This is a genomic window from Geomicrobium sp. JSM 1781026 (assembly GCF_041949955.1).
Taxonomy (GTDB): Bacteria; Bacillota; Bacilli; order Bacillales; family Marinococcaceae; genus Geomicrobium_A.
Window position 1 is genome coordinate 118005 of record NZ_JBHFQF010000003.1, and the last position, 15471, is coordinate 133475.

At 48.4% G+C, this 15471-nt stretch carries 13 protein-coding genes; 2 read left to right on the top strand and 11 right to left on the bottom strand.

The features are described 5' to 3' along the window. Positions 1-331 precede the first annotated feature (331 nt). The 7 genes from ACE1TF_RS05895 to ACE1TF_RS05925 all read right to left on the bottom strand — a co-directional run bounded on the left by ACE1TF_RS05895 (position 332) and on the right by ACE1TF_RS05925 (position 9735). On the bottom strand, positions 332-820 hold the full coding sequence (locus ACE1TF_RS05895) for a hypothetical protein (protein WP_375015119.1): 489 nt from the start codon (positions 818-820) through the stop codon (positions 332-334). Then, positions 817-1194, bottom strand: coding sequence for a DUF192 domain-containing protein (locus tag ACE1TF_RS05900; RefSeq protein ID WP_375015121.1), 378 nt, complete (start codon positions 1192-1194; stop codon positions 817-819). Before ACE1TF_RS05900 ends, ACE1TF_RS05895 begins: the two co-directional genes overlap by 4 nt. A 387-nt stretch (positions 1195-1581) precedes the next feature. Next, the gene (locus tag ACE1TF_RS05905; RefSeq protein WP_375015123.1) at positions 1582-2988 is read right to left on the bottom strand and encodes a VWA domain-containing protein; all 1407 of its coding nucleotides are present in this window, start codon (positions 2986-2988) and stop codon (positions 1582-1584) included. Positions 2989-3121: 133 nt separating this feature from the next. Next, a complete protein-coding gene (locus ACE1TF_RS05910) occupies positions 3122-4966 on the bottom strand; it encodes a S9 family peptidase (RefSeq protein ID WP_375015125.1) in 1845 nt (614 codons plus the stop codon). A 191-nt stretch (positions 4967-5157) separates the two neighbouring features. Further along, positions 5158-6771: a glutathione ABC transporter substrate-binding protein gene (locus tag ACE1TF_RS05915; protein WP_375015127.1), complete on the bottom strand. Its 1614-nt coding sequence runs from the start codon at positions 6769-6771 to the stop codon at positions 5158-5160. A gap of 1029 nt (positions 6772-7800) precedes the next feature. Further along, positions 7801-8751 carry a ribose-phosphate diphosphokinase gene (locus ACE1TF_RS05920; protein ID WP_375015129.1) on the bottom strand — a complete coding sequence of 317 codons (951 nt, stop codon included), beginning with the start codon at positions 8749-8751 and terminating at the stop codon, positions 7801-7803. Positions 8752-8772: 21 nt separating this feature from the next. After that, entirely contained in the window at positions 8773-9735 is a 963-nt protein-coding gene (locus ACE1TF_RS05925) for a 2-hydroxyacid dehydrogenase (RefSeq protein WP_375015131.1), read from the bottom strand. A 128-nt stretch (positions 9736-9863) separates the two neighbouring features. Between ACE1TF_RS05925 and ACE1TF_RS05930 the strand changes: the two genes are divergently transcribed. Together ACE1TF_RS05930 and ACE1TF_RS05935 are read left to right on the top strand one after the other, a co-directional pair. Further along, positions 9864-10526 (top strand): type 1 glutamine amidotransferase domain-containing protein, encoded by a 663-nt coding sequence (locus tag ACE1TF_RS05930; RefSeq protein ID WP_375015665.1) that lies wholly within the window; start codon positions 9864-9866, stop codon positions 10524-10526. Positions 10527-11107: 581 nt separating this feature from the next. Continuing rightward, positions 11108-11689, top strand: coding sequence for a hypothetical protein (locus ACE1TF_RS05935; RefSeq protein WP_375015133.1), 582 nt, complete (start codon positions 11108-11110; stop codon positions 11687-11689). On the opposite strand, the gene ACE1TF_RS05940 is transcribed toward ACE1TF_RS05935, so the two are convergent. The 4 genes from ACE1TF_RS05940 to ACE1TF_RS05955 form a co-directional block, all read right to left on the bottom strand. After that, positions 11686-12267: a hypothetical protein gene (locus ACE1TF_RS05940; protein WP_375015135.1), complete on the bottom strand. Its 582-nt coding sequence runs from the start codon at positions 12265-12267 to the stop codon at positions 11686-11688. The genes ACE1TF_RS05935 and ACE1TF_RS05940 overlap by 4 nt on opposite strands. 86 nt (positions 12268-12353) lie before the next feature. After that, positions 12354-13649 (bottom strand): CitMHS family transporter, encoded by a 1296-nt coding sequence (locus ACE1TF_RS05945; protein WP_375015137.1) that lies wholly within the window; start codon positions 13647-13649, stop codon positions 12354-12356. A gap of 27 nt (positions 13650-13676) precedes the next feature. Next, positions 13677-13991, bottom strand: coding sequence for an AtuA-related protein (locus tag ACE1TF_RS05950; RefSeq protein WP_042404385.1), 315 nt, complete (start codon positions 13989-13991; stop codon positions 13677-13679). Continuing rightward, positions 13988-15325 carry an acyclic terpene utilization AtuA family protein gene (locus ACE1TF_RS05955; RefSeq protein ID WP_375015139.1) on the bottom strand — a complete coding sequence of 446 codons (1338 nt, stop codon included), beginning with the start codon at positions 15323-15325 and terminating at the stop codon, positions 13988-13990. Before ACE1TF_RS05955 ends, ACE1TF_RS05950 begins: the two co-directional genes overlap by 4 nt. Positions 15326-15471: the final 146 nt, after the last annotated feature.

Genomic DNA, 15471 nt, shown 5'->3' on the forward strand with positions numbered 1-15471 from the left:
GCACCGACCTAAAGTTTCATGATCATCCTATAAAAAATAAATAATATTCCATCTATACCCATTTTTCTTGAAACATATTGCTAATTATAATACACATTTCATAGATTAGCTGAGTGCTTCGAATTTTTATACGTCAATATAGCATATATGCTATATTGACCCTTCTTTCTTAGTAGCTTACATTTGCTTAAATAGTGAGTTTCGTCATATTAATTAGTGCTTTTTTTATTGATATAGCAATAATCACCAATGAACATCGCTCTTTTTACTCATTTTAGAGGTTTCACTTTTCATTTTTATTAAGATAAAAAAAGGTACCCGATTGGGATAATCATTCATCACCAAGTTCTACATTGTGCTGATCAGCAACATCTTCCAACATTGCGTTAAATTCCAACTTCAAATTGTCTGATGCTTCCAACAGCTCCCCGCTTTCTGTCAGCAAATCTTGATCTCCCTGCTCTAACCCCTCAATTTCTATTTGCATTGCATCGTATTTATGTTCTACCGCGTCAATCAAAAGCGCATTCAATTGTTGAACATCTTCATATTCAAGCTCAATAGACTGCACAAACTCCCTTTTCTCTTCAAGTGCAGGTAAAGCTTCTTCATTTAGCGCTTGAATAATCTCATCCTCTGTTGCACTATTCATCGATGTGCCAAAGTTATTAATCATCGTTCCAAACTCTTCCTCTAATTGAGCGAATGCTTGTAAGTCTTCATTTACATAATCAACGAGTTCATCTGCGGTCCCAGATGCACCACATCCTGCCAGTACCAATGTAAAGCCAAGTATAGCTGCAGTAATTGTTTTGTTCATTCCACATCTACCTTCCTTTTCAATCCTTTAATTTGGATGTAATCATTAATATTTGTGTCTGTTTTTGCAAGCATTCCCTCCGGCAATTCAATAACAGCATTTGCACCATTAACTTTCCGAATCATCTTCCAAGGCTTAAGATTGTGAATACAATAGACGACTTCAAAGCGGTCACTTGAATCTAAAGCCACAAACAAACAATCAATTGTAAAACGCATGAAGTATGTGTGGATTTGATTGCATGGATAGAGCACTAATGCCGAATCATCGGTTAAAACCTTTTGACCTAATAACCCCCTAGTTCTGCTCCAACTTTTATCCGCAATATGAACTTTGGAAGCCAACCGATTCTGATTTCGAAGGTTAATAATCATTCCTTCACCAACTATTCCTTAACTTCTTCTCTTACATTTAGGCAAATCAAAGTCACCAATTGATTTATGCACTCAGCACCTTTAGAAAAAAGCCTTACAGTATAGTAAAGTACCATATCCGACATAAAATTCAAATGAACCTACGATATTATATAGATCTCAAGACATTACACTATTACAAATATCACAGACAAAGACTGAACAAACTCTCACACCTTCAATATTGAAGGACTTAGAACTAATGAAAATGTACCTGCACTGTAGCACACAATTTTTAGTGAATGGTTGGATAAGATTCTAAAGTCTCATTTTCCATTTATGCGATTACATTTTTATAAAGAAAAAATCATAGCGCTTAAAACGCCATGACTTTTCCTTTACTTTACATTATAAATCATCAACGTTCTCGTTCCGGATTGTTCGTAAAATGTCCGAAATCTCGTTCCTAGTCTCTGTTATGTTTGTTCGTTTTTCAGAATAAGATTCGTCAATGGCTTCATTGACAATTGATAACCGGTCTTGTATTAAACGGCGCAACTCATTGGATGTATCCGCTTCTAACCTTTCGTCATTGAGCATTTGTACAGCTTCATCGATCCTGCCTCTTTCTTGATTCCGAACTTCATTGGCATCATCACGCAACTCTCTAACCTCATCAGTCATATCCATTGAATCAGCTATTGATTCGTTGATGCCATCTCTTGCCCAGATAATCCAAGCAAAGTCACTGAGATTATCCAGCCAAGAATTTGTGATCTCTTCATCAAGTTCTTGTCCGGTATAGACCGAGGAGTATTCACCATCACTTACATTTGCAATCTCTTGTAATTGCTCATGTTCGTCGTCGGCAATATCAAACCCTAAGATATTCACTTCAAAGTCAATACCTGCATCTGGTAATGTCTCTGCAACCGCTACTGGGTCGCCGTCACACGTTTCAATGCCATCACTGATTACGTAAATAAAGTTAATCGAATTTTCATCCGCTTCATCAATTAAATCTTCTTTTGCCGCTTCAATTGCATCCGCCAACGGCGTCCAGCCTGTCGGCTCAATTGGATCAACTGCTTCATAAAATTCAGTCGGCTCTATTGGCGAAAGAGGATAAACATTCTCAATACCTTCACATGATTCTTGTTTCCCATCATTTGTATTATCACCCAAATGTCCGTACGCCTGCACCATTACGTTGACTTCTTCAGGGATATGCTGCACGAAATATGCAATCGCATCTTTCGCTAAATCCATTTTTTGACCGCCTTCAACTTCAGCAGCCATACTGCCGCTTGAATCAAGAAGGATGGCTACATTCACTTCTTTCTCCATTTCTTCTTGGATTTCTTCATCCTCTAAATCTTGAATCGGCCTCCCGTCTGGCAAGGTCAGCTCTTCGAAAATGAACTCATAATCATCAATCCTCGAAATCGGCTCTTCATAATCTGCCCCAAGAGTATGGACGATAAAATCAAGCCATTCCTGAGCACTTAAATCATCAGACTGCTCTTCCATCAAAGAACGAAATTCTTGTAAAATTTCTTGCTCAGTTTGTTCATAATTATCAACTTCATATTCTTTAGGAGATAAGTACTCTACTGTTAGAAAACCAGGATCCAATTGAATGATTGAATCTTTCTCCATTTCAAAAGATGGAATCTGCTCGTTGCTAGCATCGTCACTAGCTGATGTATCTGGCTGCAAATTTTCTTCGACTTCTTCCGTACTGTCACCGGTACATGCAGTCAACATCATTGCAGAAAACACCATAATGGAAAATTGCTTCATTCTGTTACTCATACTTTAGATCTCCTTTCCTAGGATTACAGGCAGTAGAGTACCATGATGTTTGTCATTATGTCAGCAAATTATCAAAACTTTTACTTTTTGATCCATTATAACCATGATAAAAGTTCTTTCTATTATAGATGCGTTATTTACCCATCTTCTCCCGAAACCACTCGATATTCTGTTCCATAATGGCGAGGCTTTGTCCGGGTTTGGTTGCTCCGTGGGGCATCTGTTTGAAGATCACCATTTTTACTTCTTGGCCGGTGTCTTTTAAGCCACGATACAGTTCGTAAGCGTTGGCAACGGGTACGCGCACGTCGGCTTCTCCGTGTTGGATGAGCGTTGGTGGAGCTCCGTTTCGGACGTAGGTCATGGGCGAGGTCCGGGCATAGATGTCAGGATCAATCCACGGATCGTTCGCTAAGTATTGCGGCGTGAATGACGTGATGTCGGTATTCGTATAGTACGTGTACCAATTTGTTACTCCTGCCCCAACGGATGCGGCTTTGAATCGGTCGCTATACGTCGCACAGAATGCGGCAATGTATCCGCCTTGACTCCACCCGATAATGCCGACGTTTTCGGGATCAATCATTCCTTGTTCGCCGAGCAGATCGATTCCCGATATCACGTCTTCGTAGTCCCCAATTCCGAGGTTTTTAACGTTGGCTCCTCGGAAAGATTCTCCGTATCCGGCACTGCCACGATAATTGGGTTCAAGTACGAGAAAGCCTTCTTCAATAAAGGATTCGATTGGTTGGTAACGGTTGACTCCTTGTAACGCGAAGGAGGTCCCGGCTGGGCCACCGTGTACGGCGACGATGAGCGGGTAGGTTTTGCTGTGATCCCAATCGGCGGGCTTAGAAAGTATGCCTTCAATTTCTTCGCCACCGGCGGTCGTCCACGTGATGATTTCTTTTTGGACGAGCTGTTTGTCGGTAAAGTGCGTGCTGTTATTCGTCACCCGCTGGTCGTCTATGTAGATGTCATACGGTTCGGTCGACGTTGCCCGTGTATAGGCGATTGACTCACCATTTGTCGAAGCGAGCATAACGACGCCATCGCTGCCGGCGTGCATCGGTTCAACACGTCCTGCCTCATCAACAAACCCGATGCACAGCTTCGTTCGCTCCGCCCACTGGATGAACATGCCGCGTGATGTCCAATTAACTGGCGTGACGTGCTCATCGATCGGTACATCGAGGGTTTTTGACGTTTTCGAACTCATATCATAAACCGCGAGCTGATTGTTGCTCGTATGCCGATTCGTGTCCCGAAAGTGTGTATAACATACTTTGCTCCCGTCCGGTGACAGGCGCGCGTTGCCCGTGCAATCCTCGACGAGCGTCTCCCAGCGTTCGGTTCCAAAGTCATACATCCGCACAGCCTGGTGAACCCCGTCCACAACCCGAGGCGTCGGAGCCGCACTGATTACAAGCCGCGCGCCCGACACCGCGAAGGAGTGGATGTGAACGTTCAACCCTTGCAGCAGCGGAACCGCATCGCCATCAAGCGATTGATAATAGAGTTCATGATAGCGAAAGTCCTCATCTTGATAGGTGTAAACGCCATATGTATCGTTGCGCTCTTTCTCGGTTTTGGATAACGGGCGTTTGCTAACGTAATAGATCCCGTTTCCGTCTGTTGCCCATTCATATTGCTCTACACCCTCATCTGCGGACGTGTGCTGAACCGTTCCCGTTGATGAAAGTTTCTGGATAAATATTTGGTCTTTCCCATCTATAGGCGATAAATACGCCACCGCAGCATCGTCAGGAGACCAACGCGGTGCTCGGCTATCGGTGTTGCCAATCGTCATCGGCGTGCTCAGATTCGTTTCACGGTTATATACACGCACGTGACGCCGGTATTCATTCTTTTTCCAGTCGGTCGTCCGCTCTTCAAATGCCACGTTTCTCCCATCCCCACTTAACGCTACATTCGGGTACTGCGGGATCTCGATGAGCTCTTTCGGTGATAAATACATGTCCTCAATCCTTTCAATCCGTTATTCTTCAGTTTCGCCGTAGGTTGTGGATAATCCTGCAAGAGGTTGTAAGAATTATTCACATATTCACGGAATTATCCACATTTTCAACAAAAAAGAGAGAAGATCCGCTCTTCCCCCTCAGGTTGTGCAAAATGAGAGCGCGCCACCATCACACTCTCGACTCATCTTTAGTATCCGCCAGACGCCTCGCCGGAAATCGTCGTTTCACGAAGGTCATACACCCCGTGCGGCAATTGAATAAACCCTTCTACATCATGGGAAATACCGATGCGGAACTCATCGTGCACAATCGGCAACATCGGCGCATCATCGTTCACGTGTTGGGCGACTTCGCGGTACATGTCAATTCGCGCATCATCATCCGTTTCCCGTCTTGCATCATCAAGCAATTGATCGACCTCTTCATTCGTATAGAACGTATTGTTGCCCGGAGGTCCGTGACTGTCCGTGTGGAAGAGCGCATACGTACCGTAATCCGCATCACCCGTCACTGTCGTCCAACCAAGAAGCACCATTTCATAGTTCGCCTCATCTGTTGCATCCAATAGCGCTGCCCACTCAATGAGCTGAATTGACACCGACACACCAATCTCAGAGAGCTGATCTTGAATGACTTCTGCCATTTGCATATTAATTGAATTGCCTGACTCAACGAGCAGTTCCGCTTCAAAGCCATCTTCGTAGCCGGCATCCGCGAGCAGCTCCTCCGCCGCGTCCACATCATACTCTATCGGATCAATGTCATCACTAAACCCAAACACTTGATAGTTCACGGGGCCGATCGCTTCCAACCCGAATCCTTCAAAAATTCCTTCTACGATCTCCGCCTTGTTCACCGCCATCGACAGCGCGCGCCTCACGTCAGGATCATCAAACGGTTCCGCCGTGTTGTTAAAACCGAGATAGTCCATCCGCAAACTTTCCACAGACGCAATGTCTCCATTTTCACTATTTTCTACCTGGCTCGTATTCGCCGGTTCGATGCTGTTCACTACATGGGCTTCCCCTTGATCTAGCATCGCAATCCGCGTTGATTGCTCTTCAACAATGCGGTACGTCGCTGAATCCAACGCGACCGGGCCGCGCCAGTAATCTTCATTTCGTGTTAGCACAACTTCATTTCCTTGCGACCAATTGTCCAACTCAAACGGCCCTGTACCCACCGGATCAATATCCAAGTTATGGTCTCCCGCCGCTTCTGCCTCAATCGCCGTTGGACTAATCATCCCACCTCCATCATGAGCAAGGTGCGCAAGCAATGGCGCAAACGGATATTCCGTCACAATCTCCACTGTATAATCATCGAGCGCGTTAACTTCTTCAATCATGTCATACATAAACGCACGCGGTGACGCCTCTTCTGGATCCGTCACCCGCTCGAGCGTCGCGATGACCGCATCCGCATTAAATGGCGTCCCATCCGTAAATTCCACATCCTCTGTTAAGTAGAACTCCCACGTATACTCGTCAATCTGTTCCCAATCTTCTGCCAGCGCCGGTTGCAACTCCATATCGGCATCGTGCTCAACCAAGCCTTCATAAATGTTCGTTCTCACATGCGTAGACGACGTATCATTCGACCCGTGAGGATCCAAGTCGACCACGTCCGAATCTACTGCGATGACAATATTGCCGCCATCTGCCGCGGCCTCTTCCCCTTCATCATCGCCTGCCGGCACATCTTCCGGCTCAACGTCACTGTCATCCGTACAAGCAGCCAGTGCGCCCGCGAGCGAAAGAACGACCGCTCCACCGACGATACGTTGCGTAAATTTTCTCATAATTACCCCTCCAAATATGTACTCCTACCATTCTACTACTGGGTAAAAGGGGACACAAGCGAAACGGCTGAGTCGACAGGTTTGTGCTGCGGGGGCGGGGGCAAAACCTGCCTCTCTCCCCATACGTGCAAAGGAACCGCTGTGCGTGCGCACGCTTTCGAGAAACTGAGCGGGGACAAACCCGACTCCTACCACCAACCCCGTACGTGCAACAAACCGCTGTGCATGCGCACGCTTTCGACATGAGAGTGCACGTGCACGGCTACGTGCGCTGCACGGACTAAATCGCTCGCGTCGCCTTGATTTTGTCCGGCTAGATGCGTTCTCCAGTCACAATTGCTCGCATCGCCGTGTTTTTGTCCGGCTAGGGGCGCTCTTCGGACACAAATGAACGCATCGCCCGGTTTCTGTCCGGCTAGGGACGCTGTGCGGACACAATTGCTCGCACCACCCAGTTTCTGTCCGGCTAACCCTAAGCAGTTCCGCATAGACGCAACAGACGCTATGAAAATCCGAAAGACTAGCAACATGTCGGCGCCTACGGCGCCGAAGCCAACCCCAGGAGCCTCAATTCGCTCGCTTTTTCTTCGGCACCACCGGTGCCGACAGCAAAATAGCACTTCCAGCTTCTCATCTTGCGAATCCAAAGCCATGCTCTATCCGGAGTGGCTCCTTGCTCTACGTAGCCTGCACAAACCACCTGGTACAGATGCAAGTGCTCGTTTTCGAAATGGGGCACACGGTCTTGGCTCGGGGTGCGCACGATCTCTACGTATAAATGCATGTGCACGTTTTCGACACGAGAGTGCACATATTTGACACCGATGTGCACGTTTTCGACACCTGAGTGCACACTTTCGACACAGAAGTGCACACTTTCGACACGAGAGTGCACATATTCGACACGAGAGTGCACGCTTTCGACACGAAAGTGCACATAACCGACACCCGAGTACACACTTTCGACAAACCGAGCCCACCCCGCACGCCAAAAAAACCCGCTGTGCACATGCACAGCGGGTTCCCCGATCAATCGAACAGCGTACTGACAGACACTTCATTGTGCACTCGGTTGATGGCATCAGCGACGAGTGGGGCAATGGACAGGCTGGTGATTTTGTCGCTCTGTTTGTCTTCGTCTAGTTCGATTGTATTTGTAATGACAAGTTCTTTGATTGGCGATCCTTCGATACGGCTGATTGCCGGACCGGAAAGGACGGGGTGTGTACAGCATGCATACACGCTCGTCGCGCCGTTTTCGATGAGCGCATTGGCAGCGAGTGTGATCGTCCCTGCTGTATCGATCAGGTCGTCAATGATGATAGCGGTTCGGCCTTTGAACTCACCGACGATGTTCATCACTTCTGCTACGTTTGGCTTTGGACGGCGTTTATCAATGAAGGCGATTGGCGCATCGAGGGCTTCTGCCATCTTGCGCGCCCGCACGACGCCTCCGTTGTCCGGAGCGACGACGACGATATCTTGTAGCCCCTTGTTGGCAAAATAATCGGAGAGAATCGGAACGCCTTGCAATTGATCGACGGGCATGTCAAAAAATCCTTGAATCTGCGGGGCGTGCAAGTCCATCGTAATGACACGTGTGACACCTGCAGTCTCTAACAAGTTTGCAATCAGTTTGGCTGTGATTGGCTCACGTGAACGGGCTTTGCGGTCTTGTCGGGCATAGCCGTAATACGGCATCACGACGTTGATGCGTTTTGCTGACGCACGTTTTAAGGCGTCAACCATGATAAGCAGTTCCATGATGTTCTCGTTGCCTGGATACGAGGTGGACTGTACGACGTATACTTCACAACCGCGTACGCTCTCTTCAATGGAGATTTGGATTTCACCGTCGCTGAATCGTTTGACCGAGCTGCGGCCAAGTTCACAACCTAAATGTTTGACGATCTCTTCAGTAAGTGCTTGATTCGAGTTTAAGCTGAAAATCTTGAACTTGTCATTTAAATGGTAATCCATTTCTACTTTTCTACCTTCCTGTTATGTCACGGGTGTGAGTGGCTCGTCTCCACTCAACACGTGAATTAGATTGTCGCAAACGAGATGGCACATTTGAAGACGTGTTGCGATGCTGGCGCTGCCGATATGCGGGGATACGGTCACGTACTTGGACGTGAGCAATCGATCGTCTTTAGGCAATGGTTCTTGTTCGAACACATCGAGACCTGCTCCCCAAATCTTTCGTTGCTCGAGCGCTTCATACAACGCATCTTCATCGACTAGTCCGCCGCGAGAAGTATTAATAACAATTGCATCTTCTTTCATTAAATCAATTTCTCGTTTTCCAATCAAGTGATGATTACTAGTACTATATGGCAAAAGAAGAACAATGTAGTCCGCTCGTTGGAGCAGATCGTCCATCTCGCTATATTTCGCGCCGATTCGGGCCTCGGCTTGTTCATTTCTGGAACGATTGTGGTAAAGAATGTTCATATCAAAACCGATCGCCCGCTTTGCGACCGCCTCGCCAATGCGCCCAAGACCAACAATACCAAGCGTTTTGCCATGAATGTCTTGACCAGTGAAGTGCATCGGTGCCCACGCCCCCCACTCGCCGTTCCGCACGATTTCTGACGTTTCCACAAGCCGACGAGCAGTAGCCATGAGCAAGGCAAACGTCAAATCAGCCGTCGTTTCCGTTAACACACCTGGCGTGTTCGTGACAGTAATGTTGCGGTTTTTCGCTGCGTCAATATCAATGTTATTGTAGCCGACCGCCAAATTTGCGACGATCTTCAATTGCGGTGCATGCTGGAAGACTTCTTCATCAATCGTCTCACTAAGCATGCAAAACAGTCCGTCCACATCGGCAACTTCTTCAAGCAGCACGTTGCGAGGTACGGGTTCGTCCGGGTCGTTCCACACTTTCACTTCAAATTGTTCGTGCAGTCGCTCCATCACTTCATCTGGAAGCTGGCGCGTTACGTAGATTTTCTTCTTCACAAACCGCACCTCCTCTCCTTCTATTTTCACTAGGAAAAACTTGGCTGTCAATTTATGTTTAACCTGCCTGTTCACGTGGAATAAGCCGACTAACAAGGCAAACGCCTTTTAGTGATATATTCGGAGGGATACAATTGACACAAATACTCATGGTTGTAACAAATGGACACACAATGGATAACGGACATCACGCAGGCATTTGGCTGTCCGAATTTGCGGAGCCTTATGAAGCGTTAAAAGCAAACGGATATGAAATTACAGTGGCGAGCCCGAATGGGACAGACTCTCCAATCGACAAGAATAGTCTTGGAGAAGAAGGCATTCCTTCAAGTTGGAAAGAGATTGCGGACCAGCTAACGAAGACCGTCCCGCTCGCCGACGTTAATAGCAACAACTATTCTGGAATCTTTTTGCCTGGCGGACATGGAACAATGTTCGACTTCCCAGATGATGAGAACTTGAAGCGGTTGCTGCAAGAATTTGCGGAAGCAGATAAAGTCATCGGCGCCGTCTGTCACGGACCTGCGGGGCTCGTGAATGCGGAGCTAAAAGACGGAACACCCCTCGTACAAGGGAAAACCGTTACGAGCTTCACAGACTCAGAAGAGCGCGGCGTTGAGCTAGAAGATCAAGTTCCATTCATGCTCGAGACGAAGCTGAAAGAGCGCGGTGCCTCGTTCGTAGTCGCTGACGATTGGGCTGAGCACGTGCAAACGGACGGCAAACTCGTCACCGGGCAAAACCCACAGTCCTCCATTCGCGTTGCCGAAGAATTCATGAAAGCACTCTAAATCGAATCAAGCTGGGACCGGAAATCTTTCCGGTCCCAGCTTTTTGTTTTGGCTAAGGAAGCCGCCGGTACCGACAGATCGGCGGTTTCCAGTACAGCCCTCCACCTTGCCCGGTTTTGTCAGGTTAAGAGGGCTAGGCGGTCCAAATCCCACGCATCCCCCAGAGTTTTGTCCGGTTAAGCCTGGGCAGTTCCGTATAGACCCAACAGACACTAGGAAAACCAGAGAGACTAGCAACCTGTCGGCGCCTGCGGCGCCGAATCCCAACCCCCTAGTTCCACGACTAGCTCGCTTTTTCTTCGGCACCATCGGTGCCGACAGCAAGAAGGCACTTCAAGCCTCTCGTCTTGCGCACTCAAACTTACGCGCTATCCGGAACAAACCGCCTGCTTCGCCCGCTTTTGTTCCGGCTAGGAGCGCTGGACGCACAACATTGCTCACGCCTCCTCGCTCCTGTCCCGGCCAGGAGCACTGGACGATACAGAACAACCGCCACGCTGCTATTTCGCGTTTCAACTTGTGCGATAACGGGGATACTAGTAGCGTTTGACTTCTATAGAGAATACGGCGGTGCGCAAACAATGTTTGATTTCCTGGATTTGTTACGATTATTGATTTCTGCTTTTGTGATTTTGCCTCTTGTTTCGCTCATTCGCGAGAGTGGCTATTATTTGGTGGCGACGCTGCTCGGCGCGAAGAATAAAAAGATTATTATCGGCTGTGGGCCGAAGTTGTTTAGTCTTCCTTCAATTGAAGTGAGGCGTTATTTCTTCATGTTCAGCTGGTGCCATTATGATGATATTCGCCCAGACCATAAGTTCTGGCACGCCCTCATTTATGCGTCTCCGATGCTGAGCAATATTCTCGCTGCGGTGATGGTGAACATCATGCTCGGGTTTGGGCTACTCCCAGGGGAAACGCTTTGGAATACATTTTTGTTCTATACATTTTATTTTGTGTTGTTTGACGCGTTGCCAGTGTATATGCCAGATGGCCAACCGACGAACGGCCGGGCGATTTGGGACCTCTTCCGCCACGATCGTTGGTACACGTCTGATAACCGAGACCGTGATGAACAACGGTCGACTGAAGAGCAAAAGAAAACGATGGAAAACCGCAAACGCGATGAAGCCGAGCGCGGGGACGTTGAAGCGGCACGCTAAAGGCGGTGCCATTCTTCCCCTGCCCACCGGGCGGCGAGCTGTTCTTCCCCAACACCTGTCATGCCATTGATGATAACCGAGACGTGCTCGGTCTGAAAGCGGAGGGAGATCATCCACATCGGCATGTAAGCGAGCTCTAATGAGAGGTGCTCATACTTCGGTCGTTCCCCGACATAGCTACGACTCCAACGGTTTTGCAGATCGATGAAATACGGCCGAGCAGCCTCTTTCGTTTCGATCACTCGGTCGACGACAGGCACATTGCCGAATGTGTCTTCTGAAACGGGCCACGCTTTGGGCAGACGGTCGCGATAGCCTGACACGGCATCAACGAATGCGTACACCGTTTCAATTTTAAATGGAAGCAATAATCCGCGATCGTACGTCACCTGCATGGTCGAAATCCAAAACGGGTGATAAAACTTCATTTTTTCGAAGATATAGTCGTCCATCTTACTTATACTGACGGTTCGTTGTAACCGGCGGTCAAGGTTTTTGTAGATGGCTGTATGCAAGTGTCCATCCGGGATTTCTTTAAAGTGACCGATGATGTTGGCATGCATCACGTGAGAACTCATGCACACGCCCCCTTTCTGTCACTCCCTTACTTCGATTAGAATCGCGGAATTCCTTTGATGAAAAATGACGGCTTTTGTAGAACGGTTTACCAAGCTGAAATTACACCGGTTAACAGTGCAAAAATTGCCATTACGAGCGTCGTTAAAAACGCCCATTTGAACATGAATTTCTGATGGTCACCTAAATCGACGCGGGCCAAACCGATTAATAGAAATGTGCTTGCCGTGAGTGGGCTGAGTGGAAACCCGACGGTCATTTGCCCGAGTACGGACGCTTGGGCGATTTCAATCGCAGGTACACCGTACATTTCTGCCGATGTAGCTAGGATTGGCATGACGCCAAAATAGTAAGCATCCGGATTGAACACGAGGCTGAGCGGCATGCTCATGAGTGCGACGAGTGCTGGCATGGAACCACCGATATCTTCTGGCACGATGTTAACGAGCGCGATTGCCATCTCTTCGATCATCCCTGTACCTGTCAGAATGCCTGTGAACACCCCAGCGGCAAAAATGATCGACAACACGGAAATCATGCCTGTTGCTTGCAATTGAATCTGGTCCATCTGATCTTTCGGGTTCGGGTAGTTGATCACAAGGGCAATGACAAAGGCGACGATAAACACAATTGGAAGCGGTAGCCATTGAAGCACGAGTGCGGCTAGCGCGAGAACGGTGAGCAATACGTTCGGAATGAGTATTTTCGGGCGCTTCATCTGCTTTTGCTCATCGGTCATTTCAAGCTCAAGGGAAAATTCGATGTCTTGAATGCCAACGCGATTTCGCTCTTTCTTCCCGATCCAATAGGCGACGAGTAGCAGCCACAGAAAACCGACAACCATCGTCGGTAATAGCGGAATGAAGATCTCCCCCGGATCCATTCCGATTGCGGTGCCTGCCCGGGCAGTCGGGCCGCCCCACGGCATGATGTTCATAAGTCCTGCGCCAAGCCCGACGACACCAGCAAGAACGATCCGACTCATGCCGAGTCGCTCGTAAAGCGGCAAGAGCGCCGGGATGACGATTAAAAACGTGGAAGCCCCTGAGCCGTCCAACTGGGCAATCATCGCAAACAATAACGTTCCGATGACGACCTTTAACGGATCCCCTTTGACGAGCCTAAGGATGCGCGAAAGGATTGGATCAAACATTCCCGCATTGTTCATCACCCCGAAGTAAAGGATGGCAAAGCCGAGCATCACACCAGTAGGCGCTACGAGTTGCACCCCTTCGAGCATGTATTCTCCGAGTTCGAGACCAAATCCCCCGATGAGTCCAAAAATGATGGGTACGAGTACGAGCGCAACGATAACAGATAAGCGCTTTGATAAGATGGAATATAAAAATACAGCAATTGTTAGAAACCCTAATAGTGCGATCATTTTAACCCCTCCTCATTGGTGAAGCGCTTACAATTTCACGTGCATTTGTAACAAGTGCCATCCGAGCGACTTCCCGTGAGCATCGAGCTCAAGTGCTGCGGCTACGCCACCTTTTCGCGTCCCGCGAATGACATAATGCACGGCAGCGAGCTGCGGTAGCAAGAAACATTCCACAACACCCGAGGCGATGCCTGTAAAATGTGCACGAACTTGTTCTGCACCAATTTGCTCGACAATCTGGTCATAGTACGTATCGTCATACAAAAACACGCTAATCGTCGTATCTTCCCCTTTATCTCCAGCACGTGCGTGCGCCACTTCATGTAACCGGATCGTTTTCATCGTTCGTCCACCTCCACTATGTTTACGTTGCTCTTGACAGCCGAGCGGCGTATCGTCGTTGAATACGCGGCAATCACCGGTCTCGTATACTTGCGAACCCCACCTGGACCTCCGGGTCCATTTAGCCAAAGGGATTCAACTTCCTCTCCAACTCGGTCTGCCATCGATCGACCTTCGGCACGGGCAGCAATGCGAAACATCACTTCATATGGCTCAGGTCGTCCAGCCGCGTCACCGTGCAGCGCGTTCATGCCAACCAAGTCGCTTTTCATATCTTGAGAAGCAATGCCCGCGTCCTTTAACCGCTGCTCAACGATTGCTTGCGCCATCTGCACCCGCTCAATTGCACCGTGACCGGCATAAGCGATAAACCCTTCACCTATGAACCCTTGATTGACGCCAAGTGTCACTTTGAAACTGTCCGTCCGGGCGTTGCCACTCCCCCCTGTTACGTGCACGCAATTCTGCTCTACTTCTTGAAATTGCACGTTCGAAAAATCGGCAACAACGTCTGGAGTAATGTACGTTGATGGGTCCATCACTTCATATAGCAACTGCTCTTTGCACGTTTGTACAGACACCACACCCCCGCTGCCTGGCGTTTTCGAAATGATGCCTTCGCCGTTTTTGAACACTTCGACGATGGGCATGCCGACATGCAACAAGTCATCCACTCGCTTTTTTTGCCCGTCTGCAAAGTAACCGCCGGTCACTTGTGCCCCGCATTCGAGCAAATGAGCCAACACCGTGCCTTTTCCGAGCCGATCCCAGTCGGTCAAGGACCAACCCCATTCATATACCATCGGCGCCAAAAATAACGACGGGTCCGCCACACGGCCGGTAATGATCACGTCCACGCCAGCTGCTAGGGCAGGAAGCATCTCTTCGACACCTAAATAAGCATCGGCAGAAATCCAGTCACTATGGCTAACCGGCTCTCCGGTTTCCCAAATGTGGGGGTCTTCTTTGGCAATGCTCGACGCGACATCGGCGCCAAGCACTGTCGCTACCCGCAACCCGTTCATGTTTAGATCACGGGCAACACGGACGACGACCCGAGCAGCGGCCTGAGGGTTCGCGGCGCCTAAGTTCGTGACGATGCGTACGTTCTTTCGCTTGCATAAGGCGAGCAACGCGTACATTCTCGCTTCAAAAAACTGGCCGTATCCTTTTTCGGGATCCTCCCGCTTTTCAAGGTGTGCTAACGCCGTCGTGCGCTCGGCCAAACCTTCCAAAACGAGATAATCCAAGTTTCCTCGCTCCACGAGTTTGACCGCCGCATCAATCCGATCTCCTGAATAACCCGCACCGGTGCCAATTCTAATTGACCTCATACATTACCCAACTTTCTACTCATTTTCTGTCCACTCATCTATTAAGCAAAAGTCGTGCCAACAGCGAAAGCCCAGTCGTATGCAAACGGTTCATCTTATTTCTAAAAACATCTATATAATTTCTAATAATTTAGAAATAAATAGAA

Coding starts and splice junctions, on each gene's coding strand:
- ACE1TF_RS05945 (WP_375015137.1), bottom strand. CDS start 13,649: ATGATCGCACTATTAGGGTTTCTAACAATTGCTGTATTTTTATATTCC.
- ACE1TF_RS05900 (WP_375015121.1), bottom strand. CDS start 1,194: ATGATTATTAACCTTCGAAATCAGAATCGGTTGGCTTCCAAAGTTCAT.
- ACE1TF_RS05940 (WP_375015135.1), bottom strand. CDS start 12,267: ATGAGTTCTCACGTGATGCATGCCAACATCATCGGTCACTTTAAAGAA.
- ACE1TF_RS05905 (WP_375015123.1), bottom strand. CDS start 2,988: ATGAGTAACAGAATGAAGCAATTTTCCATTATGGTGTTTTCTGCAATG.
- ACE1TF_RS05910 (WP_375015125.1), bottom strand. CDS start 4,966: ATGTATTTATCACCGAAAGAGCTCATCGAGATCCCGCAGTACCCGAAT.
- ACE1TF_RS05915 (WP_375015127.1), bottom strand. CDS start 6,771: ATGAGAAAATTTACGCAACGTATCGTCGGTGGAGCGGTCGTTCTTTCG.
- ACE1TF_RS05895 (WP_375015119.1), bottom strand. CDS start 820: ATGAACAAAACAATTACTGCAGCTATACTTGGCTTTACATTGGTACTG.
- ACE1TF_RS05935 (WP_375015133.1), top strand. CDS start 11,108: ATGTTTGATTTCCTGGATTTGTTACGATTATTGATTTCTGCTTTTGTG.
- ACE1TF_RS05950 (WP_042404385.1), bottom strand. CDS start 13,991: ATGAAAACGATCCGGTTACATGAAGTGGCGCACGCACGTGCTGGAGAT.
- ACE1TF_RS05920 (WP_375015129.1), bottom strand. CDS start 8,751: ATGGATTACCATTTAAATGACAAGTTCAAGATTTTCAGCTTAAACTCG.
- ACE1TF_RS05955 (WP_375015139.1), bottom strand. CDS start 15,325: ATGAGGTCAATTAGAATTGGCACCGGTGCGGGTTATTCAGGAGATCGG.